Source organism: Bacillus sp. SRI_025 (genome assembly GCF_057592095.1).
The window spans coordinates 660,796-685,230 of the sequence record NZ_JBYEGB010000001.1 but is presented as its reverse complement, the minus strand read 5'-3'; the positions used below and the strand labels follow the sequence as shown (position 1 = coordinate 685,230).

At 41.4% G+C, this 24,435-nt stretch carries 28 protein-coding genes and 1 riboswitch; of the genes, 15 read left to right on the top strand and 13 right to left on the bottom strand.

Going from position 1 to position 24,435, the window contains the following annotated elements; all coding sequences use genetic code 11:
- Positions 1-38: 38 nt before the first annotated feature.
- Positions 39-1,130 carry a branched-chain amino acid aminotransferase gene (locus AC20OE_RS03525; protein ID WP_039182437.1) on the bottom strand — a complete coding sequence of 364 codons (1,092 nt, stop codon included), beginning with the start codon at positions 1,128-1,130 and terminating at the stop codon, positions 39-41.
- Between the two features lie 368 nt (positions 1,131-1,498).
- Between AC20OE_RS03525 and AC20OE_RS03520 the strand changes: the two genes are divergently transcribed.
- From AC20OE_RS03520 to ywaC, 5 genes are all read left to right on the top strand, one after another.
- Complete coding sequence (locus tag AC20OE_RS03520; protein WP_487268395.1) at positions 1,499-2,926, top strand: right-handed parallel beta-helix repeat-containing protein; 1,428 nt, start codon at positions 1,499-1,501, stop codon at positions 2,924-2,926.
- A 97-nt stretch (positions 2,927-3,023) separates the two neighbouring features.
- Positions 3,024-3,133: riboswitch (SAM riboswitch) on the top strand.
- 171 nt (positions 3,134-3,304) lie between these two features.
- On the top strand, positions 3,305-4,423 hold the full coding sequence (locus AC20OE_RS03515; protein ID WP_041087658.1) for a sugar ABC transporter substrate-binding protein: 1,119 nt from the start codon (positions 3,305-3,307) through the stop codon (positions 4,421-4,423).
- Positions 4,424-4,492: 69 nt separating this feature from the next.
- Positions 4,493-5,989 carry a sugar ABC transporter ATP-binding protein gene (locus AC20OE_RS03510; protein WP_099663797.1) on the top strand — a complete coding sequence of 499 codons (1,497 nt, stop codon included), beginning with the start codon at positions 4,493-4,495 and terminating at the stop codon, positions 5,987-5,989.
- Positions 5,986-6,999 (top strand): ABC transporter permease, encoded by a 1,014-nt coding sequence (locus AC20OE_RS03505; RefSeq protein WP_487268392.1) that lies wholly within the window; start codon positions 5,986-5,988, stop codon positions 6,997-6,999. Before AC20OE_RS03510 ends, AC20OE_RS03505 begins: the two co-directional genes overlap by 4 nt.
- Before the next feature lie 93 nt (positions 7,000-7,092).
- The gene (ywaC, locus tag AC20OE_RS03500; RefSeq protein ID WP_039182427.1) at positions 7,093-7,725 is read left to right on the top strand and encodes a GTP pyrophosphokinase YwaC; all 633 of its coding nucleotides are present in this window, start codon (positions 7,093-7,095) and stop codon (positions 7,723-7,725) included.
- A gap of 44 nt (positions 7,726-7,769) precedes the next feature.
- Here ywaC and AC20OE_RS03495 read toward each other — a convergent pair whose 3' ends face one another.
- Positions 7,770-7,910: a hypothetical protein gene (locus tag AC20OE_RS03495; protein ID WP_180272453.1), complete on the bottom strand. Its 141-nt coding sequence runs from the start codon at positions 7,908-7,910 to the stop codon at positions 7,770-7,772.
- Between the two features lie 19 nt (positions 7,911-7,929).
- The gene (locus tag AC20OE_RS03490; protein WP_039182425.1) at positions 7,930-9,015 is read right to left on the bottom strand and encodes a Rap family tetratricopeptide repeat protein; all 1,086 of its coding nucleotides are present in this window, start codon (positions 9,013-9,015) and stop codon (positions 7,930-7,932) included.
- Positions 9,016-9,534: 519 nt separating this feature from the next.
- On the opposite strand from AC20OE_RS03490, the gene AC20OE_RS03485 reads away from it, so the two are divergent.
- The 3 genes from AC20OE_RS03485 (at position 9,535) to AC20OE_RS03475 (ending at position 11,739) form a co-directional block, all read left to right on the top strand.
- On the top strand, positions 9,535-10,299 hold the full coding sequence (locus AC20OE_RS03485) for a transporter substrate-binding domain-containing protein (protein ID WP_024423857.1): 765 nt from the start codon (positions 9,535-9,537) through the stop codon (positions 10,297-10,299).
- Between the two features lie 70 nt (positions 10,300-10,369).
- Positions 10,370-11,014: an amino acid ABC transporter permease gene (locus AC20OE_RS03480; protein ID WP_059377231.1), complete on the top strand. Its 645-nt coding sequence runs from the start codon at positions 10,370-10,372 to the stop codon at positions 11,012-11,014.
- A complete protein-coding gene (locus tag AC20OE_RS03475) occupies positions 11,011-11,739 on the top strand; it encodes an amino acid ABC transporter ATP-binding protein (RefSeq protein ID WP_039182423.1) in 729 nt (242 codons plus the stop codon). The genes AC20OE_RS03480 and AC20OE_RS03475 overlap by 4 nt, the downstream gene beginning before the upstream one ends.
- A gap of 87 nt (positions 11,740-11,826) precedes the next feature.
- On the opposite strand, the gene glxA is transcribed toward AC20OE_RS03475, so the two are convergent.
- Complete coding sequence (gene glxA / locus AC20OE_RS03470; RefSeq protein ID WP_039182421.1) at positions 11,827-12,210, bottom strand: glyoxalase GlxA; 384 nt, start codon at positions 12,208-12,210, stop codon at positions 11,827-11,829.
- 118 nt (positions 12,211-12,328) lie between these two features.
- On the opposite strand from glxA, the gene AC20OE_RS03465 reads away from it, so the two are divergent.
- Positions 12,329-13,510: a class I SAM-dependent rRNA methyltransferase gene (locus tag AC20OE_RS03465; protein WP_059377228.1), complete on the top strand. Its 1,182-nt coding sequence runs from the start codon at positions 12,329-12,331 to the stop codon at positions 13,508-13,510.
- A gap of 237 nt (positions 13,511-13,747) precedes the next feature.
- Here AC20OE_RS03465 and AC20OE_RS03460 read toward each other — a convergent pair whose 3' ends face one another.
- Both AC20OE_RS03460 and AC20OE_RS03455 read right to left on the bottom strand, forming a co-directional pair.
- Positions 13,748-14,428, bottom strand: coding sequence for a CidB/LrgB family autolysis modulator (locus tag AC20OE_RS03460; RefSeq protein ID WP_212043584.1), 681 nt, complete (start codon positions 14,426-14,428; stop codon positions 13,748-13,750).
- Complete coding sequence (locus tag AC20OE_RS03455) at positions 14,422-14,805, bottom strand: CidA/LrgA family holin-like protein (protein WP_080967207.1); 384 nt, start codon at positions 14,803-14,805, stop codon at positions 14,422-14,424. Before AC20OE_RS03455 ends, AC20OE_RS03460 begins: the two co-directional genes overlap by 7 nt.
- A 165-nt stretch (positions 14,806-14,970) precedes the next feature.
- On the opposite strand from AC20OE_RS03455, the gene cidR reads away from it, so the two are divergent.
- The 4 genes from cidR to AC20OE_RS03435 all read left to right on the top strand — a co-directional run bounded on the left by cidR (position 14,971) and on the right by AC20OE_RS03435 (position 17,862).
- Positions 14,971-15,858 (top strand): cidABC operon transcriptional activator CidR, encoded by an 888-nt coding sequence (cidR, locus tag AC20OE_RS03450; RefSeq protein ID WP_039182411.1) that lies wholly within the window; start codon positions 14,971-14,973, stop codon positions 15,856-15,858.
- 16 nt (positions 15,859-15,874) lie between these two features.
- The gene (thiM, locus tag AC20OE_RS03445; RefSeq protein ID WP_487268386.1) at positions 15,875-16,699 is read left to right on the top strand and encodes a hydroxyethylthiazole kinase; all 825 of its coding nucleotides are present in this window, start codon (positions 15,875-15,877) and stop codon (positions 16,697-16,699) included.
- Complete coding sequence (thiE, locus tag AC20OE_RS03440; RefSeq protein ID WP_487268384.1) at positions 16,686-17,354, top strand: thiamine phosphate synthase; 669 nt, start codon at positions 16,686-16,688, stop codon at positions 17,352-17,354. The genes thiM and thiE overlap by 14 nt, the downstream gene beginning before the upstream one ends.
- 133 nt (positions 17,355-17,487) lie before the next feature.
- On the top strand, positions 17,488-17,862 hold the full coding sequence (locus AC20OE_RS03435; RefSeq protein ID WP_487268382.1) for a nuclear transport factor 2 family protein: 375 nt from the start codon (positions 17,488-17,490) through the stop codon (positions 17,860-17,862).
- Between the two features lie 25 nt (positions 17,863-17,887).
- Here AC20OE_RS03435 and AC20OE_RS03430 read toward each other — a convergent pair whose 3' ends face one another.
- The 6 genes from AC20OE_RS03430 to AC20OE_RS03405 form a co-directional block, all read right to left on the bottom strand.
- A complete protein-coding gene (locus tag AC20OE_RS03430) occupies positions 17,888-18,226 on the bottom strand; it encodes a DUF4288 domain-containing protein (RefSeq protein ID WP_327842035.1) in 339 nt (112 codons plus the stop codon).
- Positions 18,227-18,546: 320 nt separating this feature from the next.
- Positions 18,547-20,088: a solute symporter family protein gene (locus AC20OE_RS03425; RefSeq protein ID WP_024423846.1), complete on the bottom strand. Its 1,542-nt coding sequence runs from the start codon at positions 20,086-20,088 to the stop codon at positions 18,547-18,549.
- The gene (locus AC20OE_RS03420; RefSeq protein ID WP_024423845.1) at positions 20,085-20,399 is read right to left on the bottom strand and encodes a DUF485 domain-containing protein; all 315 of its coding nucleotides are present in this window, start codon (positions 20,397-20,399) and stop codon (positions 20,085-20,087) included. The genes AC20OE_RS03425 and AC20OE_RS03420 overlap by 4 nt, the downstream gene beginning before the upstream one ends.
- 107 nt (positions 20,400-20,506) lie before the next feature.
- Positions 20,507-21,175, bottom strand: coding sequence for a glycosyltransferase family protein (locus AC20OE_RS03415; RefSeq protein ID WP_059377220.1), 669 nt, complete (start codon positions 21,173-21,175; stop codon positions 20,507-20,509).
- Complete coding sequence (locus AC20OE_RS03410) at positions 21,168-21,857, bottom strand: class I SAM-dependent methyltransferase (protein WP_099663795.1); 690 nt, start codon at positions 21,855-21,857, stop codon at positions 21,168-21,170. Before AC20OE_RS03410 ends, AC20OE_RS03415 begins: the two co-directional genes overlap by 8 nt.
- A 300-nt stretch (positions 21,858-22,157) precedes the next feature.
- Entirely contained in the window at positions 22,158-22,298 is a 141-nt protein-coding gene (locus AC20OE_RS03405) for an anti-repressor SinI family protein (RefSeq protein WP_008345506.1), read from the bottom strand.
- Positions 22,299-22,705: 407 nt separating this feature from the next.
- Here AC20OE_RS03405 and AC20OE_RS03400 point away from each other — a divergent pair, with 407 nt between their 5' ends.
- On the top strand, positions 22,706-23,137 hold the full coding sequence (locus tag AC20OE_RS03400; protein ID WP_039182392.1) for a GtrA family protein: 432 nt from the start codon (positions 22,706-22,708) through the stop codon (positions 23,135-23,137).
- 27 nt (positions 23,138-23,164) lie between these two features.
- The gene (locus tag AC20OE_RS03395; protein ID WP_039182389.1) at positions 23,165-23,422 is read left to right on the top strand and encodes a hypothetical protein; all 258 of its coding nucleotides are present in this window, start codon (positions 23,165-23,167) and stop codon (positions 23,420-23,422) included.
- A gap of 34 nt (positions 23,423-23,456) precedes the next feature.
- Here AC20OE_RS03395 and AC20OE_RS03390 read toward each other — a convergent pair whose 3' ends face one another.
- The gene (locus AC20OE_RS03390) at positions 23,457-24,302 is read right to left on the bottom strand and encodes an AraC family transcriptional regulator (RefSeq protein WP_059377217.1); all 846 of its coding nucleotides are present in this window, start codon (positions 24,300-24,302) and stop codon (positions 23,457-23,459) included.
- Positions 24,303-24,435: the final 133 nt, after the last annotated feature.

Sequence of the window (24,435 nt, the reverse complement as noted above, 5' to 3'; positions counted from 1 at the left end):
AAAAGAACCCTTCGTGAATGAAAGGTTCTTTTACATGCTTATGCTTGCTTGACGACCGAGTCAACTTCAACTGTCCAGCCGAAGATATCTGGCTGTGTTCCTTTTTGGATGCCAGTAATGGCTTCATACAATTTCTTGGATACTTCGCCTGTTTGACCATTTTGGATCACATATGGCTGATCATGATAAATTAATTCCCCGACAGGAGAGATCACGGCTGCCGTTCCAGTCCCAAAGATTTCTTCAAGCTCGCCAGATTGATGTGCTTCAATTAACTCATCAATTGAAATTTTGCGCTCTGTGACTGGAATTCCCCAATGCTTTAACAGCTCAAGTACAGAGTTACGTGTGATGCCTTCTAAAATGCTGCCGTTCAATTCAGGCGTCACGATTTCTCCGTTGATTTTAAAGAAGATATTCATGCTGCCGACTTCTTCAATGTATTTTTTCTCGACCCCATCAAGCCAAAGAACTTGTGAAAATCCCTTCGTTTCAGCCACTTGCTGTGCTTTAAGGCTTGAGGCATAGTTTCCAGCTGTTTTGGCATTTCCTGTTCCACCCTTAACGGCACGGACAAACTCATTTTCAACGGCAATTTTGACCGGATGAATGCCTTCTTTATAGTATGATCCCACTGGAGATAAGATTATGATCAGCTTATACGTGCTAGACGGTGCAACGCCTAAATACGGCTCAGTGGAAATAATGAATGGACGAATATACAAGGAAGTGCCCTCTGCATCAGGTACCCAATCCTTATCAATGCGAATGAGTTCATTTAAGCCCTCTAATACTGTTTCCGAATCAATTTGCGGAATACACAGGCGGTCATTGGATCTGTTTAAGCGTTCCATGTTCTTTTCCGGACGGAATAAGAGAATTTTTTGATCCTCAGAAACATAAGCCTTTAATCCTTCAAAAACAGATTGACCATAATGGTAGACCATCGAAGCTGGATCCATTGGAATAGCCTGATAAGGAATAATTCTTGGATCATACCAGCCTTTATCAATTGAATAATCCATCACAAACATGTGATCTGTGAAGATTTTTCCGAATTCAAGTTGATCAGATTGAGGTTTTGGTTTTTTTGTTGAACTAAGTTCAACGCGGATGGGTTGTTTTGGCATTGTAAATCTCCTTGCTGTTTGATTATTTGAAAATTCTAATAATATGAAATAATTATGATTCTATTCTATACCTTCACAAAATATTAGCAATAGGTTTTCTGGAATTCAGACAAGAAAAATCTGTTAAAGCGCTTTCCTTCTCTCTGCTGTCAGTTTGGCTCATCTCCCCCCTTTTTAAAAAAGAAATAAAATCCAAATACGTTATTAACTGATTAATCTGACAATTTAAAAACGAATGATTTTCCTGTAAGATATTCTTTCAACCATACACCTTTTGACTAGTACATTGCAAGGGACATTGTCATATTTTAATCCTCTTTTTTTTAACCGATAAAGGAAGAAGAGAAGGGAAAGGAGCAAACAACAAGATGAAACGAGCGATACCAAGCATTTTACTCATTGTATTCATGTCCATGATCAGTTTTGGCTGTCAGGCGATGACAGAGGAAGCTGGTGCTAAGCAAAGCACAGCTTATTACGTAGCGGTAAACGGAAACGATAAAAACCCGGGAACAAAGCAAAAACCTTTCCGCACACTGAAAAAAGCAGCAAGTATGGCGAAGGCTGGGACAACCATTTATATGAGAGGCGGTACATACAAAGAGAAATTGATTGTCCGCCATTCCGGAACAAAGAAAGCACCCGTTGTCTTTCAAGCTTACGGAAAAGAAAAACCTGTGATTAGCGGGGCATCCCTTAAAGGAAATCAAGCCGATGGCGGTCTTGTCACGGTCGATCAAAAGAGCTACATCACCCTCAAAGGCCTGACTGTAGGACATCTTAAGACGAATAAAGAAGATTTAACACCAGTTGGTATTTTCATCAAAGGAAGCGGTAAAGGCGTTAAATTGCTCAATAACCGAGTGTATGACATTCAGACGAAACATGAAAATGGAAATGCACATGGAATTGCTGTCTATGGGACAAAAGCTCCTGCAGCAATAGAAGACATTGAAATCAAAGGAAATACCGTTGAAAAATTAAAACTGGGCTTCAGTGAAGCGCTTGTGCTAAATGGAAACGTCAAAAAGTTCCGTGTGACACATAACACGGTCCGGCACACTGATAATATTGGCATTGATTTAATTGGTTTCGAGAACGTAGCACCCTCTAAAAAGTATGATCAAGTTAGAAATGGAGTCGTCTCTAGAAACATGGTATATGAGATTACGAGTGCAGGGAACCCAGCCTATGGAAGCGACATCTCCGCTGGCGGAATTTATGTTGATGGCGGAAAAGACATTGTGATCGATCATAACATCTCACATCACAATGACCTGGGGATTGAAGTCACAAGCGAACATAAAGGAAAAATGGCAGATCGCATCCGCATCGAACACAATCAAGTATATTTAAACCGTTATACAGGCATATCTATTGGCGGCTATGATACGAAGCGTGGCGGTACAACCAATACGACGATTTCACATAATATTTTGTACAAAAATGACACAGCCGGCTTAGAAGGCGGCCAATTGCTAATGCAGTATCAAGCAGTGAACAATCGAATCACGAATAATATCATGACGGCTAGCGCCTCGCATTACTTAGTCGTGAATCTTTATCAAGTGAACCAAAAGAATACCTTCCAGAAGAACGTTTATGATGATCGCAAAGGTGCGAAAGCATCACAGTGGATTTGGCGCGGGAAATGGATGGAAGGCTACAAAACCTATCTCTCTAATAGCGGTCAAGATAAAGGATCAGCCCATCTCAACCCACAATTTGTGAATGAGAAAAAATATGATTTCCGTCTGAAGAAATCATCACCTGCTAAGAAAATTATCGGAAGCTGATGATATTTTAGAAATTTTCAAAAAAGTCATTGACATTGATGTGACATCACATTAAAGTAAAGAAGACATTTCAACGAAAACAAATTTCATAACGGATCTCTTATCAAGAGAGGCAGAGGGACTGGCCCTATGACGCCCAGCAACCGTTTCTATTATAGAAATTGGTGCTAATTCCTGCAAAGCTGTTACAGCTTTGACAGATAAGAGAGGAAGACTTCCCGATACATGTTTCATGCAACGGTGATCAAGCCTCTCTTTCCAAGAGAGGCTTTTTTTCGTCTCTTTTTCGAATCAAATGCCTGTTTGACAGGCGTATTTCCACTTTTTTACCTAGTTTTCCGATGTGAAAAATTTAAAACAACTTGAGGAGGAACAGCAATGAAGCGTAAGCATTTTACATCATTTCTTGTCTTATTAACGGCATTAACCGTCCTATTATCTGGCTGCGGCACTGGATCAAGTGCAGGCTCAAAGGCAAATGCAAACGAAAAAGTCTCTTTTGACAATGTACCGAAGCGATTTGCAAAGGGACAGGGAGCAAAAATTAAAGTCATCCGCAAAATTGGAGGAGACGATCATACAGCTCAATTTTTAGCTGGAACGAAGGCAGAAGGTGAAGCACTCGGCTTTACGGTAGATGTCTACACCGCCAATGGTGATACAGCGAAATTCCATGATGCCATCTCTCAGGCGCTGGAAGAAAATTATGATGGCTTTATCATCTCTCACGGGGACGACGAGGCGACAGTCGCTGATGTGAAAAAGATCACAGCGAAAGGCATTCCGGTTGTAGCGTTTGATTCGAATCCTAAGCTAAAGGACATCAAAGGGGTTACAGTGACGTCTCAAGATGACGAACAATTAGCGAAAAAATCATTAGACGCGCTCGTGTCTGATTTTAAAGGAAAAGCAAATATTGCGTACCTGTGGGTAGATGGATTCCCGCCAATGGTGAGACGAAATAAGGTCTATCAAGAAACGCTTAAACAACATTCAGGGATCAAGGAGCTTGACCGCTTTGGTGTAGCCTCTTCTGATACGTCTGTTCAAACGCAAAATGCAGTAGCAGCCATGCTGAATAAGTATCCAAAGGGCAAACTGGACGCTATTTTTGCCACATGGGATGCCTTTGCCATTGGGGCAGCAAGAGCGTTAAAGGAAGCAGGAAGAACAGAAGTGAAGATTTATGGGATTGATGTGTCAAATGCTGATCTTCAAGAAATGACAGCGAAGGACAGTCCATGGAAGTACACAGCAGCGGTTGATCCGAAGCTCATCGGCGCAGTCGACGTGAGGATTCTTGCGAAGAAAATAGCTGGTGAGAAAACACCATCTTCCTATGACCTTGAGGCCTCTCTCATCTCGCAAAAGCAGCTTCAACAAGCAGGAAAAGCCATTAACATGGTCAATCTTGCAGACGAAGTGAAGGGATTCGGTTCATCGACTGCTTTTGAGGAAGATTGGATGAAGACTTTGAAGAAGCATTATACAAAATAAGCGACGTGCACTCTCTTTCCATAGAGGGTGTTTCGTTTTTCAGATGATATCAAGAGAAGGAGGACACCTATGACAGCGCCGCTTGTTCGTATGAAAAATATTTCAATTGAATTCCCAGGGGTCAAAGCTTTAGATCAAGTGAATTTCACATTAAAAAAAGGGACGGTCCATGCACTAATTGGAGCAAATGGTGCTGGGAAGTCCACGTTAATGAAGGTTCTTTCTGGCGCTCATTCCCACTTCGACGGAACCATCCACATCAATGGCCAGGCGGCAACTATTCAAACCCCAAAGGATGCATCCTCATATGGTGTGCAGACGGTCCATCAAGAAGTGGATACGGCTCTTGTTCCCTACTTAAGTGTTGGCGAGAATATGATGATGCATGAGATTGAGAAAAAAACATTTGTCAGCTGGAAAGAGCTGCATCGCAAGGCGGCTCAGCTATTAAAAGAAATGGACATCGACATCTCCACAAAACGACTTGTCAGCGATCTGACCCTTGCTGAAAAACAGATGGTGCTCATTGCTAAGGCCGTTTCCATTCAATGCAGCATTTTAATCTTAGATGAACCAACAGCTCCGCTTAGTCATGCAGAAACAAGCAAATTATTCTCCATGATTGATCGGCTGAAACAGCATGGGACAGGGATCGTGTTTATCTCTCATCGCATGCCTGAAATTTTCACCATCTGTGATGAACTGACAGTGATGCGAAATGGAACGGATGTCGCAGCTCACCTTGTCAAAGACACAAATCCGCAGCAAGTCATTGAAGAAATGCTAGGTGCGCCATTAGAGGAACAATTCCCGTCTCGCAAACCTTTGAAAGATGCACCTATTGTGCTTCAAGTGAAAGAGCTAAACGATCAACACAAATTAAACAACATTCACTTTTATGTCAAAAAAGGAGAAATTCTCGGGATCGCAGGACTTGTCGGTGCTGGAAAAACAGAATTGTGCAAAGCCCTTTTCGGTGCCTCAGAAAAACAGACGGGGACTGTGCAGCTGCATGGTCAAACCATTCACATCACATCGCCTCATCAAGCTGTGAGAGCTGGAATAGCCCTTGTACCTGAAGAGCGGAGAAAAGAAGGGGTTCTGACCGAAGAGAGCGTGGGGTGGAACTTAACGGCTGCAAGTCTTCATTCATTTTCACGGATATTCAGCTTCTTACATCGTTCGAAGGAAAAGCAGGGTGCAGGCGACATCGTCAAACGACTTGGCGTCAAAACGCCGTCTCTTGAAGCAAAGGTGAAGCACCTATCTGGCGGAAATCAGCAAAAGGTTGCCATCGGAAAATGGCTGCTGGCTGAGGCAGATGTGTATCTCTTTGATGAACCAACTAAAGGTGTAGACGTTGGAGCGAAAAAAGATATTTTCACTTTGATTGCAGAGCTTGCCGCCCGCGGAAAATCTGTCATTTATGCGTCGAGTGAGCTGTCAGAGATTGCAGGTATCGCTGACCGAGTATACGTGTTATATGATGGCAGCATTGCCCGGGAAATGACTGCACCGACGACTGAAGAGGAGCTTTTATATCATTCAACAGGAGGACAATCATGAGCGAACAACAAATTCCAGCCCCTGTGCAGCAAATCAAAAAACAGCGGCCATCCTTTCATCTGTTTGATTTCTTTTATCGATATGGGACGATTTTAACCATTGTTGTGTTGATTGTGGTATTTGCGGCAGCGAATCCAGCGTTTTTGCAATCGGGAAATATCATCAATATTTTACGGTCTATCTCAATAGTGACCATCATTGCGGTGGGTTTAACCATCTCATTGGCAGTAAACGGTTTTGATTTATCAGTTGGATCAGTCGCTACGCTGTCAAATGCCATTGTCATTTCTATGTTCGTATGGTTCTCGCAAAACCCACTGATTGCCATCCTTTCTGCACTAGTGGCTTCTATCATTGTTGGATTGTTAAATGCATGGATGATCGTCAAAATGAAAATTCCAGATATGCTCATGACATTAGCCATGATGTTTATCATTCAAGGGCTGGCTCAAACGTATACGAAAGGGGCGACCATTTCTGAAAATATGGTGCTGCCTGATGGTACGTTTTCAACAGGAACGATCCCTGCCTTTTTCAGCAAAATCGGACAGGTGCCATATATCATTCTCATTATGGCTGCCATTGTTCTATTTGCGCATGTTTTCATGACCTACACAAAGCACGGCCGATTCATGTACATCATCGGTGGGAATAAAGAAGCGGCTCGATTGTCTGGTATTCATGTGAACAAATACAAAATTGCGGCCTATCTGCTTTCTGCGTTATTTGCAGCGATTGGAGGTATCGTGCTGGCATCAAGGGTGATGACAGCAGAAATTAATGCTGGGGCACCATATTTAATGGATGGAGTAGCGGCTGCTTTTATTGGCTTTTCCGTCATGGGAGCAGGTAAGCCAAACGCATTTGGTACTTTTATCGGAGCTGTACTCATCGGAATCTTACAAAATGGGCTTGTGATGATGTCTGTTCCTTATTATGCAATGGATATTGTGAAAGGTTCTGTGCTGGCTCTTGCACTGGCGCTGACATATTACAAACAAAGAGGCTAACTGCGTATTTTTTAAAACCATTCGAGTCCTCTCTCCGTCTAGTAAACGGAAAGCGGTACAGCTGCCGTTTCCCAAAAGGAGATGACAAAGAAAATGAATATGTCAGCAACTCATGTTGAAGATTTGAAAAATGTCATGGAAGACTGGAAAAATGAACTATTAGTATATAAATTTGCATTAGATGAAATGGATACAAAGTTTTCGATTATCAGTCAGGAGTATAATTTAATCCATGGACATAACCCTATAGAGCATACAAAATCACGGATCAAATCCTTTGAAAGCATCGTGAATAAACTAGCAAGAAAAGGATGCGATATCACGACACAATGTGCCAAGGAGCATATCCATGATATCGCAGGTGTCCGCATCATCTGTTCTTTTATTCAAGATATCTATAACATTATGGATGTATTGAGGCAAAGAGAGGATTTAAAGATTCTTGAAGTGAAAGACTACATTCAACATCCGAAACCAAATGGCTACAGAAGCCTTCACTTAATTGTTGAGATTCCTGTCTACTTAACGAATCGTGTGGAGTATGTGAAGGTTGAGATTCAGGTACGGACCATAGCGATGGATTTTTGGGCGAGTCTAGAGCATAAAATCTATTATAAACTGCAAAACGATGTTCCTCATCAACTGACTGATGAACTGAAGGAAGCCGCAGATATTGCCCATTACTTAGATGAAAAAATGCAAAATATCAAACGAGAAATTGATTAACACATAAAAAAGCAGCTGTTTTGATCACAGCTGCTTTTTTCATATTAAGGGTTGGTTCCACGATCCCTCTTTTGAATGATATCTTGAGATTGTGCAGATTTGCTGTCTTTTTGAACGGAAGCACCAATAGAAACACCTGTTATCAAGAGGGTAAAAATCGCACTTGTGATAAGCCATTTCTTCATCATACATCACTCCATATTCTTAACAAGTTTTTAAGGACAACGCCTTGTTTCTAAAATAAGAGGATTCTTCATGAAGTCCAAGATCCATTAAGTAAGCAGCTGCATCCTGACAAATAGCTTCAAGATCAACAAGGAAATTCATCGATTCTAATTGATCACAATAAGACTTGATTTGCTCAATCATGTTGTCTGGCTGAATCATAAGTGTTTCTAAAATGGATAATTTAAGTGAAATGTTTCGTTGTTTTAAATTTTCTGCTTTTTGAAGTGAAAGCTGTACATAATAGTGGAACAAACCTGGCTTTTTCAGCTTAAATAGTGCTTTTGTGTAGGCGTACATGGCAAGTAAATAGCCGCCTGGAGAAGAAGTTTCGAATGTTTCTATCATTAAAGCCTTTTCTAGGAGTGGCACAGCTTCACTGTATTCATTTCTTAGACTTTTAATAAAGGCTGCATTGCAATAGGCGTGTCCAAGTAAATCTGGATCTTCCATCTGTTCTAGTGAATGAATCACTTCTTCGAACAACGATTCTGCCTCATCATATTTCGACTGATCCGCATAATTCAAAGCAAGCATCATTTGACAGCTGATTGATTTTTTCACATAACATGGATCTGCGTCGTAAATAGATGAAGCCTTCTTTAAGTGGTGGATGGAGAGAAGCGTGGACCTGATATTATAGTAAAGACACCCTGTTTTATAATGAAATTCGGCTTTTTCAATGTCATCATGCACGAGATCTAATTTATCCTCGGCCAATTTTAAATGGTGAAATGCCGTATCCTGATTGCCTCTGCGCATTTCATACATCCCTTTAAAGAAATAGAAATAATAGCTGAGCATATCATCCGTACGGATGGCATTTTCATCAACAAAAAGACTATGATCTAACGAAGCTGTATCTTCTATTAGATCTTTAAAACGGTACTCTAGCAGTTGATAGTAAAGTAAGACGTCTTGATTTTCTTCCATTCGATCAAACGCCTGAAGAATGTCTTCTTTTAACTGGATGGCACCTTGTATCTCTCTTTTCTTCATCATGACATACCAATCATTGAGCATATTTGCTACATCTACGGACGACAAAACACCTGCTTCTGCCAATTCATATCCTCCTTTCTTCATCTATTAAAATCCGTTCTTTTGAATCAACTTTCCATATTCCAGTATATTCTTATATTTTAAGCTCTCTCATGCAGTTTGTAAAACATGTTTTTTGATGTAAATTCAACCAGTAGTGAAAGAAATAGGGAGAAGGCGACATTATGTATACGCTTACATATTTTTAGGTAAAAAGAGGGTTTTGAAAAAAATATATTACAATATCAATAAAGCGAGGAAGCCGGTTGTTGAGTTTACTTTCGTATACTAGAAAAAAACATCATTAATCAAGGTGATGCCTCATTTTTTTGTAAGATTATCTTACATTATAATTGTGAATGACTCTTCTTTTAGAATAAAATGAGTTATTCGCAAAAAAGTAAAATTTAAAGAGACTATTGATCTAGAATTGTATGGATCTTTGGTATTGATAAAAAATATCACACACTATAGCTTTAGCGTGTTATAGTATTATTGTTATTGCGAATATTTAGACAAAACTGACAATGGGGGTCGTGTTTTATGAAGAAATCGATGTTATTGATCATGGGACTAATTGTTGTGCTTGTCATGGCAGCCTGTGGATCAAAATCAGACAGTGGTTCGGGAGAAGGCAAAGGCACATATAAAATTGGGATAGATACAACGTATCCGCCATTTGAATTTGAAAAGGGCGGTAAATATGAAGGCATAGACGTTGATTTAATTAATGCAATCGCAAAAGATCAAGGTTTCAAAGTGAAGCTGGAAGCTATGGACTTCTCAGGTATCATTCCAGCAATGCAGGCAGGACAGCTTGATGTTGGAATGGGCGGGATGAGTATTACAGATGAGCGTAAGAAGAAAGTAGATTTCTCAGATCCTTACTTTGACGCTGGGCTGACAGTTGTTGTGAAAAAGGACAGCAGCATCAAATCAATTAATGATTTAAAGGGGAAAAAGCTAGCTGTTAAAAACGGGACGACTGGTGCAAAGTTCGCATCTGATAACGCAGATAAATATGGGTATGAAGTCGTTCAATTTAATGACAGCCCATCTATGTTCCAAGAAGTATCAAACGGAAATGCAGATGCCTTAATTGAGGATTATCCTGTCATTACGTATGCGATCGCACAACAAGATTTAAAATTGAAAACAGTTGGAGACCGCTTGAATGGAGATCAGTATGGTATCTCTGTCATGAAGGGGAAAAATCAAGACCTATTGAAGAAAATCAATAAAGGTCTGGAGAACCTAAAGAAAAACGGTGAATATGACAAAATTATTGATAAATATTTGAAGTCATAACACAAGCGAGGCGCGCTTCGAGCGCGCTTTCTTTATGTGTCAGCCGTATGTGAATTAGGGAGGGAGAAACATGGATACAATTATTAATGCATTTCCGTATTTAATGGATGGTTTGCAAACCACTTTATATATCTTTGTTGTTGCCATCATTTTAGGTTTTATCATCGGGTTAATTGTGGCATTATTCCGTCTGTCACCATTTAAACTCTTAAATTTCATCGCACTCGTCTTTGTGAATGCCATTCGAGGCACACCATTTATCGTACAGCTATTCTTCATTTATTTTGGTTTGAATACACTTGAATTCATTTCGCTTGATCGAGTGCCCGCAGGGATTATTACAGTAGCGATTAATGCAGGGGCTTATTTCTCAGAAATTATTCGTGCAGGGATTCAGTCCATTGATAAAGGGCAAACAGAAGCTGCGCGCTCATTAGGCTTTACAGGGGGACAAAACATGCGCTTTATCGTCCTTCCGCAGGCCTTCCGCCGCATGCTCCCAGCGATTACAAACCAGGCCATCATCAGCTTGAAGGATACATCTCTCTTATCTATTATCGGGATTGCCGATATTATGCAGCGAGGACAAGTTCAAGCATCGGCTACATTTGATCCATTGAATGTCTGGCTCATTGTCGGTGTCATTTATTTCGTGATCATTTATTTACTTTCTCTACTGGCTAGCTACGCAGAAAGGAGATTTGATATCAAATGAGTATGATTACGGTGAAAAACTTAAAGAAATCCTTTGGCGATCACGAAGTATTAAAGGATATTAATGCAGTCATCGAGGAAAAGGAAGTAGTGTGTGTCATTGGTCCTTCTGGATCAGGGAAAAGCACGTTTCTTAGATGCCTCAATAAATTAGAAGATATCACTGCTGGAGAAGTCGTTGTCCACGGACACACGATTACAGACCCAAAGGTGAATATCAATAAAGTACGACAAGAAGTAGGCATGGTGTTTCAGCACTTTAATTTATTTCCTCATAAAACTGTTTTAGAAAACATTACGATCGCACCGATAAAGGTAAAAGGCATTGAAAAGAAGGCAGCGGCCGAAAAAGCGCTAGACTTGCTTGAAAAAGTCGGCTTAAAAGACAAAGCCCAAAGCTACCCTAACCAATTATCCGGTGGACAAAAACAGCGTGTTGCCATTGCAAGAGCCTTGGCAATGGACCCGAAAGTACTATTATTCGATGAGCCGACATCAGCTCTTGATCCTGAAGTTGTAGGGGATGTATTAGCTGTAATGAAACAATTAGCTGTCGAAGGCATGACCATGATTGTGGTGACACATGAAATGGGCTTTGCAAGAGAGGTAGGAGACCGTGTCATCTTCATGGATGGCGGATATATTGTCGAGGAAGACAAACCGGAAGCTCTCTTTGGAAACCCGCAGCATGAGCGTACAAAATCATTTCTTAGTAAAGTGTTATAAAAAAGAGTAAGGGCATATACATGCTCTTACTCTTTTCTTTATGAATAAATGGAAGATATATTTAGCGGCACGATTTCCTAGGAAATATTAGCGCTGGAAGAATTCGATCCATTCTTGATCTGGTCCTCTGAAAAAGAAGTAGCAATATCCATTTGGTAATGTTGTGATTTCTTCATCGATTAATTCAATTTGCAGCTTTTGAATTCGATTGAATTCAGCATGAATATTGTCTGTTGTGAAGGCGAGATGATGGACCTTCCCTTCAGATGGCAGGTCACTGCTGTAGCCTTGGATGAGCTCAATTTCCGTTTCTGCTTCATCTTTAAAACCGAGAAATGCAAGCTCAATCACTCCATTTGTATGAGTGATGCGGTCCTTTAATTTCATCCCCACCACTTTTTCATAAAAATCAATCGATTGATCAATATTCGAAACCATAATACCTGTATGATCTAAGCGTAATGTCGTCAAACGAAGTGCCTCCTCTATGTCATGTTGATATTTTTCTCCTCATCTTATCATAATAGAAGTAACGTATACATTCATATGGTAGGATAGAGAGAGTCAATTTAGGATAAGGATGACACAAATGAAAAAAATCTCATTAAAACAAACATTTGCGGAACAAGTGAAAAAGGGATATCCGCTCATTTCCAAAGATGCAGTATCGAATGTGAACGGTGTACGGGAAGGCGAGCTCATTGAATGGGTAGATGAGCGAGGCGCTTTTTTAGGAAAAGGGTATTATGGTGTGCAAAATAAAGGAATCGGCTGGGTACTAACCTTTGATGCGAACGAAAAAATAGATCAAGCTTTTTTTGTCTCTAGGCTTGAGCAGGCAGCAAAAAGCAGAACGCATTTATTTCGTGATGCACAGACGACTGCTTTTCGTGTGTTCAACGGAGAAGGGGATGGAATTGGCGGCGTCACGATTGATCATTATGACGGATTCTACCTCATCCAATGGTATAGCGAAGGAGTCTATACATTGAAGGCAGAAGTATTGGCTGCACTTGAGCACGTCTATCCAGATTATAAAGGTATTTATGAGAAGAAACGATTTGATACGTCTGGACAGTATATAGAAGATGATGATTTTGTGAAGGGAGAGAAAGGTGAATTTCCTCTCATCGTGAAAGAAAACGGCATGAACGTAGCAGTTTACTTAAATGATGGTGCGATGACGGGCATTTTCCTTGATCAGCGTCATGTGAGAAAAGCGATTCGAGATCGTTATGCAAAGGGAAAGACTGTGCTCAATACGTTTTCTTACACAGGTGCTTTTTCAGTAGCAGCTGCGCTTGGTGGAGCGAGCCGTACGACAAGTGTGGATGTTGCAAATCGCAGCTTGAAAAAAACATCTGAGCAGTTTGAAGTCAATGATATTGATGTGGACGGGCAGGATATCAAAGTCATGGATGTCTTTAAATATTTTCCGTTTGCAGCGAAAAAAGGCTGGACCTATGATCTCGTCATCTTAGATCCGCCTTCCTTTGCACGAACGAAAAAGCACACATTCAGTGCGGCGAAGGATTATAAGAAGCTATTAAAAGAAGCCATCCAAATCACAGCTGAGAACGGAGTCATTGTGGCATCAACGAATAGCAGTGCATTTGGCATGAAAAAGTTCAAAGGATTTATTGCGCAGGCCTTTAAAGAATCAGGGAAAACCTATCGGATTCTTGAAGAATATACACTTCCTGAGGATTTTCGTACAACGAAGAATTATCCTGAAGGGAACTATTTAAAGGTTGTCTTCATACAAGCATAAGAAAAAGCCATTTCCGATAAGGAATGGCTTTCAGCGTGTAGACAAACCCTCGCATTCGCCCGCAGGTCTGCGCTCCGGTGCTCACGAATGTCAAATTTGCTCCGCTCCGGTACTCGTCCTTCCTAGACTGCAAAGGTTTTCTATCACGCTGAAAAGAAGACAAGTGCTAAAATAAAGAACATTTTAGCACTTTGTCAACAATCTAAAAGCTATTTCCTATAAGGGAAATAGCTTTTTTTATAAGGTAAACGACATGAGGATCGGCGCTGCACATAATGTAATAATAGCTGAAATAATCATCGATACACTTGAGATCGTCCCTGAGACGGAGCTCATTTCAAAGGCTTTCGATGTTCCTGCACCGTGTGCACCTGTTCCAAGCAGGACGCCCATGGCAATGTCATTATCGATGCGGAAGTAACGGATCACCATTGGACCGATAATCGATCCAAACAGTGCGGTTAAAATGACAAAGACAGCCGTAACGGACGGCATGCCGCCGATCATTTCTGACACACTCATTGCTACAGGTGTTGTGACCGATCTTGGGACAAGGCTCTCAATAAGGCCTGTGTCCAGATGAAATAACTTGGCGATAAATGCCGTTGATAAAATCGCAATGATAGAGCCGCAAGCCACATTCAAAAGAATTTCCACTGCATGCTTCTTCAGGATATGAAAATACTTATATAAAGGAATGGCAAAAGCAACAGTCGCAGGCTGCAGCATATTCGTGAGCCATTTCCCGCCTTGATTGTAAGCATCGTAAGGAATGTTGACGATTAACAGCAAGACGACAAGAACAAGCGGAGTGACAAGTAATGGTGAGACATAAACCTTTGGATGCCGTTTGTACACCGCTTTTGATCCGAGATATAAAAGAACTGTTAAGATCAGAAATAGTCCGCCAACTAACATAGCTTTTTTCGCTCCTTTCGTTTCGCAATCATTTGCGTCATGATACCAGTTGAGAGCATGACCACAAACGTACTAATTAAGACGACAAGGACAATACTTGTGCCAGATTGAGAAAGCAGTTTTCCATAATCAATGACACCAACTGCTGATGGAATAAAGAAAAGCAGCAGTTCTCCGAGCAGCCATACGGCGCCAAGTTCTATCCATTTTAATTGAATGATCTTAAAATGAAGTAATAAGAAAATGACAAGAATGCCTAAGATCGTGCCCGGGATTCTTAAATGCAAAAAGGCCGCCAGCACATTCATGAATTTCGCAAAAATAAACAAGACCATAATCTGAAGGGCAGCAATCAGCGGCTTTTTGAGCAATTTCACTTTCTGTTCACTCCTTTTTCTATATAAATTGTTCACTATTTCACAAAAACATGACAACGTTCCAATTGATGAGCTTACTTTAAAGTGTACAGCACGTTTAGTTATAGGTAAAATACATATATCGAATAGTAATTATTCCTTTTGTCTATAGGAAGGATGAAGCATGTGGACATTAGACATTTAACATATTTCTTAGAAGTGGCAAGGTTAAAGAGCTTCACGAAAGCATCGCAGTCCCTTTACGTATCACAGCCGACCATTTCCAAGATGGTCAAAAACCTGGAGGATGAGCTGGGGGTGCAGTTGTTTTACCGAAATGGACGGCAGGTTGAAATGACAGATGCCGGCCAAACCATGTATACACAGGCGAGTGAAATCACGCAGTCATTTCAGAATTTAACGAGCGAATTAAATGATTTAATGAATGTGAAAAAAGGGCATATCCGAATCGGACTGCCCCCGATGATTGGGTCAAGTTTCTTCCCGAATGTCATGGGAGAATTCCGCCAGCAATATCCAGATGTCACATTTCAATTGGTCGAGCACGGCTCCATTAAAGTAGAGGAAGGGGTCGAGGATGGGTCATTAGATATTGGTGTCATTGTTCTGCCTGCAAATGATAAAATTTTTCATACGTACACCATTATTAAAGAGAACATGAAGCTCGTGACGCATCCATCCCATCCGATGGCCGGTCGTGAGGAGGTACATTTAGCTGATTTAAGGGAAGAGTCGTTTATTTTCTTTAGAGAAGATTTTGTTCTGCACAGCCGGATTTTAAATGAATGTATGAATGCGGGATTCCGGCCAAATGTCATTTATGAAACGTCTCAGTGGGATTTCATTAGTGAAATGGTAGCTGAAAACTTAGGGATTGGACTTCTGCCAGAACGAATCTGCCGTGATCTTGATCCTGAAAAGGTAAAGGTCATTTCCCTAAACCCATCAATCCCGTGGCATTTAGGTGTCATTTGGCGAAAAGACCGCTATTTGTCGTTTGCGGCAAGAGAATGGTTAAAGCATACGAAATCTTACGTGTGGGATGCAGAGTAAAAGGAGGACGATACAGATGAAAACAAGCCGCGCGTCTCATTTATTGGAGAAGGTTCGAGAGGAAAATCCACTCGTCCATAATATCACGAATCAAGTCGTGACGAATTTCACAGCGAATGGACTGCTTGCTTTAGGTGCTTCGCCAGTCATGGCAAACGCCAAAGAAGAAGTGGCTGAAATGGCACAATTAGCGGATGCACTTGTGCTTAATATTGGCACACTGACCAATGAGACGGTGGAAGCCATGATTCTCGCTGGACAAGCCGCCAATGAAAAAGGTGTACCTGTTTTGTTAGATCCTGTCGGCGTCGGTGCGACAACGTTTCGAGCGAATGCGGCTAAACAGCTGTTAGAGAAAGTAAAAATGACCGTTGTCCGGGGGAATGCTGCTGAGGTGGCTCATTTACTTGGAGTGGATGGCTGGGAGTCAAAAGGCGTTGATGCGAAAGCGGCGAATGGAGATGTATCGGCATTAGCCAAACAAGCGTCCATTGTACTTCAGACAATAGTGGTGATCACAGGAAAAGTCGATGTGGTGTCAGATGGAAATGAGGTGCTGTCCATTCATAATGGACATGAATGGCTCACCAAGGTGACAGGAACCGGCTGTTTGCTGACATCTATCATTGGAGCATTTTGTGCAGCAGGTGAAAGGCCGCTTCATGCGTCGGCCGCTGCATTGCTGTTTTATGGTGTGGCAGCTGAAAAGGCAGCTCTGCAAACAAAGGATAAAGGACCGGGGACCTTTCAAATGGAATTGTTAAACGCACTAGAACACACAACCGGCGATGATGTTCTGACATTAGGGAAATTAGGGGGAGTTTCACATGACAAAGGCTGATCAAGAGCAAATCAAACAGCAATTATCGGTTTATTTTATTATGGGAACAGCAAATTCAACGAGACAGCCGCTTGATGTTGTGAAAGAGGCCATTCAAGGCGGAATCACCATGTTTCAATTTCGTGAAAAGGGTGAAAAAGCCTTGCATGGTGAAGAGAAGAAACAATTGGCTCGTCAAATTCAAGCGCTTTGCCAAGAAGCAAATGTTCCTTTTATTGTGAATGATGATGTACAGCTAGCGATTGATCTTGATGCAGATGGCGTTCATGTTGGACAGGAAGACACAAACGCAAAAGACGTCAGACAAAGGATCGGGAATAAAATATTAGGCGTGTCGACGCATAACTTAGATGAAGTGAAACAGGCTATGAAAGACGGAGCAGATTATGTCGGGATGGGCCCAGTCTATCCAACGGAAACGAAAAAGGATACACGCAGTGTCCAGGGAGTGTCTTTGATCACTGAAGTCCGCCGGCATGGCCTTCAAATTCCGATTGTGGGTATCGGAGGGATCACATACGACAATGCGGCTCCAGTCATACAAGCGGGGGCAGATGGCATTAGCATCATTAGCGCCATTAGCCAGAGCACCGATCCAAAAAAAGCAGCAGAAAAGCTGAAATCACTTGTTGAAGCAGAAAAAGCATCTCTTTGATCTGAGGGAGACATGGATTGAATCAATTCATGTCTTTTCTTATGTCGGGGAAAATAGACAGGCGAGAAACAATTGTGTACAATTATATAGTTCGATTTTTTTCGAAATGACAGGTAAATAAAGGAGAATGAACATGGAATTGCTCGATACATATTTTCGCCGATACGATGAAGCAGGAAAAGGGCAGGAGCAGCTGGATGAATTGCTGGCATTGTTTTCTGACGATGTCATGATTGTCTTAAATGGCGCCCAGAAGCCTGGAATCCAAGCATTCACACAATTTTTGAACACATTTTTTCACGTACATGATGACATTAAGCATATGTGGGAAGGATGGATTAAAAGAGAAGATGGAAAGTATGAAACAAACTGGGCCGTGTGCGGAAAGCTTTCGGATGGCCGTGTCTATACAGCAGAAGGAATTGATATCGCAGAGCTGGACGACCAAGGGAAGATCGTTTATTTAGAAAACGTTCCGAAAAACCCAGAGTTATTCCAGCGCTATTAAAAAGCCGGCTGAGCAGCCGGCTTTTTTATTTGTCTAAAGAATAGGCCTCGATGGCTTCTTGAACAGAAGTTTCTTCATCAAAAATAAGGTGGCGGCTGTACACTTCACTCAAGTGTAGTGATTTTTGCTCTAAGTGATCGACAAGCTCAAAAATATCTAGAATGGCTGCTAATTTTATGTTAGTTTGGCCACCTTCTGCATTATCATAGATTTCCTCTGGGAAGCCTTGTTTGACTATTTCCTTCACTTGACGTTGGTTCTTAGCTTTTACCAAGATGATTCGTTCTTCAAAGATTTTATCGGGAATATTGCTTGGTGATGAGATGGATTCGAATAATAATTTTGCAGAATAAATCCTTTGCATACGTCATCCCACTTCTTTCGTGTCGATTTAAATAATTTCCAGTATGTGTATAACATGATAACATAGGAATGACATCTTGCAGGGAATTCATAACGATAAATAGATTCATTACGGGGAGGGATAGAGATGAAGAATGTGGTTGATAACATAGGGGAAGTTCATGAAATTCTGTTAATCCTCATTACATGCTGCTCTCTCATCACGTTTAGAAGGGTTGCCAGATTAGAGAAGTATAAAAATAAGTTGAAAAGCCAATTTATACCTTACTGAGATTTGAACAGAAGAACACAAAAAAAGCCGGCTGAGCAGCCGGCTTTTCCTTATGAATCAGTATCCATATGCATGCCTGTATGTGCCTTTACTTGAATTTCCGTAAAGGTGTCTTCATCTGCTTTTTCAGACGAGAATATCGTGCCTAAGTATGCGGCAAGGAATCCGAGTGGAATCGAGATAATCCCAGGGTTCGACAGCGGGATGAGCGGCTCTCCTGTGAAGATGGCTGCTCCTGATGGGTCCCAGACGCTTGGGCTGAGCGAGACGATAATCAGTGCGCTTAGAAGGCCTGTTAAGCTTCCGGCGATAGCACCCGTAGAGTTAAATCGTTTCCAAAAAACAGTGAAGATAATCAAAGGTAAATTCGCACTCGCTGCGACTGCGAAGGCAAGAGACACAAGAAAAGCGACGTTTAAGGACTGGGCAAATAATGCAAGAATGATAGAGAGGATCGCCACGCCGATTGAAGCAAAGCGTGCCGCCTTCACCTGCTCCCGCTCACTCGCTTTTCCTTTGCGGATAATCTGACTATAAAAGTCATGGGCAAAAGCTGACGCGGCGGATAAAACAAGACCAGTCACCACTGCCAATATGGTCGCAAAGGCGATAGCGGAAACAAAGGCAAATAATAAATCTCCTCCAAGAGCTTGTGCCAGAAGAGGTGCGGCCATATTTCCGGCTGCATCTGCTGCTGTGATCGCTTCTGTTCCAACAAAGGCAGCAGCACCAAAGCCGAGGAAAACCGTCATTAAATAAAAAATCCCGATGATCCAAGTAGCAGAAAGAACCGATTTTCGCGCAGAAATCGCATCCTTTACTGTATAAAAACGAATCAAAATGTGCGGCAGACCTGCTGTCCCAAGCACTAAGGCGAGGTTAAGAGACAAGGTTTCTAAAGGCACATCATATTTATTTCCCGGATGAAGAAACGATTCACCGAGCGGGGTTGCAGTTTTCATCTGTTCAAACATCTTCAGCAGACTAAAATCAAACTTTGCAAACACAAGCAGAGAAATAATGAGCGTCCCAAGCATGAGAAGCACAGCCTTTGTGATCTGTACCCAGCTGGTCGCAATCATGCCGCCAAACACGACATAAATGGTCATCAGGACACCCACGATCAGCACTGCGATCCAGTAATCAATGCCAAGAAGCAGCTTGATTAATGCACCTGCTCCAACAAGCTGTGCAATCATATAAAAAGTAGAGACTGTAATGGTATTAAAGGCGGCAACCCCTCGAATGGCAGGGCGCTTAAATCGTGCAGCGATCATATCGGCCATCGTATATTTCCCTAAATTACGAAGCGGTTCAGCTACAACGTAAAGAACGACAAGATACGCTACTAGAAAACCAATGCTATAGAAAAAGCCGTCAAATCCGTTTAACGCGATCATTCCAGCAATCCCTAAAAAGGATGCAGCAGACATATAGTCGCCAGCAATGGCAAGGCCGTTTTGAAACCCAGTCAGGCCCCCTCCTGCAGTGTAAAAATCACTCGCATTGCTTGTTTTTTTCGCAGCAAAATATGTGATGACCAATGTGAGACCTACGATCGCTACGAACAAAATAAAAGCGGTCATGCTCATTCGTCATCACCTCTTGATTCAGTTTTTAAAGCGCTTACATAATTGTCGAACTTAGCTGCTTTTTTTGCGTAAAGTCCACATAAAACCCAGGTCATGACAAATTGTGTGAGGGCGAATAACCAAGCCCATGAGATCGCGCCAATTGCCGGCGTGTTCAAAAAGGTAAAGTAGGATGTAGCGACCGGAAGTGAAAAGTAAAAGAGAAAAAAGAAAATCGTCATCGGTACGATAAATCTGCGTTTTTCCTCAAGAAGTTTTCGAAAATCCTCTGAAGCGGCAACCTTCTTATAATGAACTTTTTTGTCTGCCATTGTTTCCTCCTTTGTACGAATTAGGGACAAGGTACTCCAATGCATATGAGACGATCTGGCTGTTTATGACAGTATATCATAAAAAAGGCACCCGAAAAGGGTGCTTTCTATCGATAATTTGCAAGAAATTGTTCTCTCGCTTTTTCATATGCTTCTGCGTCAAAATGATCTCCGCATTTATGAATACACCAAGGCTCTTCTTGTTTTGCAATCCCAACTTCATAGCCCTGCTGAGTGAATTCAAAGGACTGCGAGACATCATAAAAATGAAAGCCATCAAAGAGGTCCTCACGCCACCTCACATCGTATTGTGTTGCCATGAATAGACCATCAATAGCCGAAGCTTTAATATAATCTTGTACTTCGGGCTGCTGACGGCCTCTTTCAAAGGAAAGCAGCTGATAGGTGTCGTGGCGATATTCAATGACTTTTCCCCTACAATCAGCACTCTCCCACCAAATTCCATTGTCAGGCACGTTTTCTGCTCCAATCACGCCAATCATGCCAAGTGATGGATTTTGTAAAAAAAGGGGGATGAGCTCAAGCAGCATATGCTGTTTGACAATCAAGGTATCCTGATGAAGATAAATTTTAAACTGAGCTGGATGAGTGATGGCTTCATTGTAGGCAGAGGTCATACTTGATGCCTGTCTGATTGGTAAGACCTCCACATGGTATCCATGAGGAGCCGGAAGCGAAGCGAGCTGCCGGAAACAAGCCTGAAACATCGATTCATCATTTACACATAAAACAAACAGGATGGTCGGATTACTCATGAAATGGAACCGCCTCGACTACATATTGATAGGCTGTAGCAGCCTCGTGAAAATCAGAACGAATGCCGTGTTTCATGAGTAATTCATGTAGGTCATTCAACACGCCTGCATAGGAAGGATGCTGTACGCGAATAGCCTCGAATTCGCGAATGCGAAAACCCGCTGAATGAAAGAGTGCATGTATTTCGTGAAGCGTGAAGAAGCGTAAATGGGTTTGATCCATTAACCCTGCATCTGTATAAGTAAATCTGCCGGCTAGTAATTCTAAAACCGTTGAAATGTGGCCGATATTTGGAATAGATGACAAGATGGCACCCTCTTTTTTAAGGAAGGGTTTCATCCTTTTTAAAACGGCCCAAGGGTCCAATAAATGCTCGAGGACATCTCCGAAAATAATGCAGTCAAATTGTTCATGGTCATAAGGGAGAGCCATCTGTTCAATATTTCCGCAGAGAACATGATCCAGCTCTTGCTCAGCCTCTTTTGCTGCATCCTCAAATGACTCAATGCCATAGATGGTTCGGCCCTTTTGTTTCAGGACTTTTCCAAGCTTGCCTGTGCCGCATCCGATATCCAATAAAGACGTCCATTCCGCGCGAATACGACTGACGATGACCGGGTTTACCCCATGATAATACTGATCCTTTTTTTGGTGATAATACGAAAGGGAATCTGAACTCACGCTCTACCCACCTTTCTGCTTTCTCATTGTTTTCATGGTTAATATATGGGTGGGCAGCTTGGTTTTATAACGAGAGAAGGACAATTTTCATGAATGCAACTAAAAAGGGATCATATAGAGAACGGGAAGTGGACTGTCCTCCTAATATAGAAAGACAGAACCCCATTGAGTGAAGGGATTGGTATGGAGAGGTGTTCAATTATTGTAGCGTATCGTCATGAAAGGATTTTCAAAAGGTCAATTGACAGGTCAGAACTTTTAGCCAAAGCAGTCTGAAAGACAAAGGATAACGGCGTTGATTTACGGTTTGTTTATCATCTTCTGATCACCGTTGGATGTTAAAAAAGCTTGTATTTCTTCGATGCCTAGTCCAATTTTTTTCGCTTCCTGAATCAAATAAACCCACTCTTCGTCAACTCTTCTTTTCACTTGCGTATCCATAATATCCTCCAGTTCAATAAGACATATTCACTGCAACCAATGACTTGAACAAACCGTCTAGTAACTGTACGTGTGGTTGAAAACAGCACAAAATAAATTTTGTCGAAAAATGATGACATTTAACCTATTTTGTAAAATCTATCACCTACCACGTCCCTAAAAAAATGACTAAAAAACCCATAAATATTGAAATCTTACTTCTAATAATAAACAATTGTTATGTCAGTTGAAAGATTATAAATTAAAATAATGAAAAAGACCTAAAACATTTGACTCATATAAACCAATTGTGTTGACATTTGCCATCGAGTAGAACAAATTTCATCTTTGCAGGACGTACATATTGTTCGTTTGGGAAGTTCTTCTTAAGATGGTATTCTAAAAGAAACAGAAACCAGCAAAAAGGAATGAAGAAAGACATGTATAGCCTTTTTCAAAAGTATCGAGAAGTTGTCATGTATCTTGTGATGGGTGTGTGTACAACCATTGTCAATATCGTCAGCTTCTATTTATTCGTTGAGATGTTTTCCATGGATTACAAAACAGCTACGGTTGTTTCATGGGTATTTGCTGTTCTCTTTGCTTATATCACCAATAAGAAGTATGTCTTCAAGCAAAAGGCTCGTGACACAAAAAGCCTCATGCGTGAGCTTTCTTCATTTTTTAGTGTCCGTCTCATGTCTCTAGGTGTAGATCTGGGGCTGATGATTTTATTTGTGAGCCAAATGGCGCTCAATGAAACCGTCGCAAAAATTCTCGTCAACTTTGTGATTGTGGTGGTCAATTATGTCGCCAGTAAATGGTTCGTCTTCAAGAAAACAAAAGAAGATGCGATTTAACACATAAAAAAAGATAGGTGATGTGAAATGAGCAGCAGGTCAGACGACTTATATGATGCCATATATCAACAAACAGAAAAGCAGCATGAACAAGTGCTGAGGCTAGTCAAAGAAATGACCGCACATCCAGAAGCGTTTTCGGAACAAGAAAAGGAAAAGATCAACCGAATGGACATTGCGCTTCAAACGGCAACGGACATTTTAGAAAACTTAATGACCCCTGATACGCAAATGACCATTGTTTTAAGACAAGGGAGAATTCATGTTGACCTGTCAAAAGCGTAAAAGAAGCAGCCAATGATAAAGCGGCTGCTTTTTATTATGCATCGCTTGTTTCCCGCAGTTGCTTTGGAGACATGCCGATTTTCTTTCGAAAGACTTTATTCAAGTAATTCGCATTTCGGTAGCCGCACTGTATGGCAATTTCTTCAATCGAGTATTTCGTTGTTTTTAGTAATGTTTCCGCCTTCTCTAACCGGATATTGGTTAAGTAGTGAATTGGTGTGAAGCCAGTGGCCTTTTTGAATTCCCTCGTAAAATGACTTTTGGATAAACGTGCCGCAGCTGCCATATCGTCTGGGCCAATTTCCTCGTGAAAATGATGGCTGGCAAACAAGGCCGCTTGAACGATGGGCTCAGGCCATTTCTCCATTTGTCCCTCAAGCTTTGGCAAATATGAATACAGTTCCATGACAAATTGATAAGCAAGGCTAGACCCCTCAAATGGATTGGTAATCCGTCTTTCACTGGCTTCATCATAAATTTTCTTCAGCAGGCGGATCGGTTTGGAATTAGGATGAAAACGCATGACCTGCTTTCCTTGGTCTATAAATTGGTCAAAGCAAAGATCGCAGGCGTCCCCATAAAGCGTCAAATAGAGAAATTCCCAATGCTCACTGTCTTCTGGAAAATAATATTGATAGGCACTTGGGCTTTTCACAAGAAAGGCCTGCCCTGGCAAGACTTTGAACCGCTTCTGTCCGATTTCAATCATGCCGTGTCCAGACAGTGTGAGCTGAAAGATGCACTTGCCCTGATCCTTCCGCTCCACGCCATTCCAGCTGTATAACGAAGATGATTGAACCTCCCAGCCAACAGACCATATTTGTGCCGGCAATGTAACATCAGAATGGTGAAAACGAAATGCAAATGCTTCCTTCTTCAAATTGGAAAACCTCCTTCACAGCAAAAAACAACCTTTTTCTATTTTGAATCATAGTACACCTCATATCACATCGTACCATTCACAGCAAAAAAAGGGTATTTTTTAACGATTTTTTTACCATTGAACTTACGCA

Excerpts from the sequence above, each read along its gene's own strand:
- AC20OE_RS03465 (WP_059377228.1), top strand. The coding sequence starts at position 12,329 with ATGAAAAAAATCTCATTAAAACAAACATTTGCGGAACAAGTGAAAAAG.
- AC20OE_RS03515 (WP_041087658.1), top strand. The coding sequence starts at position 3,305 with ATGAAGCGTAAGCATTTTACATCATTTCTTGTCTTATTAACGGCATTA.
- AC20OE_RS03420 (WP_024423845.1), bottom strand. The coding sequence starts at position 20,399 with ATGGCAGACAAAAAAGTTCATTATAAGAAGGTTGCCGCTTCAGAGGAT.
- AC20OE_RS03405 (WP_008345506.1), bottom strand. The coding sequence starts at position 22,298 with ATGGATACGCAAGTGAAAAGAAGAGTTGACGAAGAGTGGGTTTATTTG.
- ywaC (WP_039182427.1), top strand. The coding sequence starts at position 7,093 with ATGAATATGTCAGCAACTCATGTTGAAGATTTGAAAAATGTCATGGAA.
- AC20OE_RS03520 (WP_487268395.1), top strand. The coding sequence starts at position 1,499 with ATGAAACGAGCGATACCAAGCATTTTACTCATTGTATTCATGTCCATG.
- thiM (WP_487268386.1), top strand. The coding sequence starts at position 15,875 with ATGAAAACAAGCCGCGCGTCTCATTTATTGGAGAAGGTTCGAGAGGAA.
- AC20OE_RS03485 (WP_024423857.1), top strand. The coding sequence starts at position 9,535 with ATGAAGAAATCGATGTTATTGATCATGGGACTAATTGTTGTGCTTGTC.
- AC20OE_RS03435 (WP_487268382.1), top strand. The coding sequence starts at position 17,488 with ATGGAATTGCTCGATACATATTTTCGCCGATACGATGAAGCAGGAAAA.
- AC20OE_RS03505 (WP_487268392.1), top strand. The coding sequence starts at position 5,986 with ATGAGCGAACAACAAATTCCAGCCCCTGTGCAGCAAATCAAAAAACAG.
- AC20OE_RS03495 (WP_180272453.1), bottom strand. The coding sequence starts at position 7,910 with ATGAAGAAATGGCTTATCACAAGTGCGATTTTTACCCTCTTGATAACA.
- AC20OE_RS03510 (WP_099663797.1), top strand. The coding sequence starts at position 4,493 with ATGACAGCGCCGCTTGTTCGTATGAAAAATATTTCAATTGAATTCCCA.
- AC20OE_RS03525 (WP_039182437.1), bottom strand. The coding sequence starts at position 1,130 with ATGCCAAAACAACCCATCCGCGTTGAACTTAGTTCAACAAAAAAACCA.
- AC20OE_RS03425 (WP_024423846.1), bottom strand. The coding sequence starts at position 20,088 with ATGAGCATGACCGCTTTTATTTTGTTCGTAGCGATCGTAGGTCTCACA.
- AC20OE_RS03395 (WP_039182389.1), top strand. The coding sequence starts at position 23,165 with ATGAGCAGCAGGTCAGACGACTTATATGATGCCATATATCAACAAACA.
- AC20OE_RS03475 (WP_039182423.1), top strand. The coding sequence starts at position 11,011 with ATGAGTATGATTACGGTGAAAAACTTAAAGAAATCCTTTGGCGATCAC.
- AC20OE_RS03400 (WP_039182392.1), top strand. The coding sequence starts at position 22,706 with ATGAAGAAAGACATGTATAGCCTTTTTCAAAAGTATCGAGAAGTTGTC.
- AC20OE_RS03460 (WP_212043584.1), bottom strand. The coding sequence starts at position 14,428 with ATGTTAGTTGGCGGACTATTTCTGATCTTAACAGTTCTTTTATATCTC.
- AC20OE_RS03430 (WP_327842035.1), bottom strand. The coding sequence starts at position 18,226 with ATGCAAAGGATTTATTCTGCAAAATTATTATTCGAATCCATCTCATCA.
- AC20OE_RS03480 (WP_059377231.1), top strand. The coding sequence starts at position 10,370 with ATGGATACAATTATTAATGCATTTCCGTATTTAATGGATGGTTTGCAA.
- thiE (WP_487268384.1), top strand. The coding sequence starts at position 16,686 with ATGACAAAGGCTGATCAAGAGCAAATCAAACAGCAATTATCGGTTTAT.
- AC20OE_RS03415 (WP_059377220.1), bottom strand. The coding sequence starts at position 21,175 with ATGAGTAATCCGACCATCCTGTTTGTTTTATGTGTAAATGATGAATCG.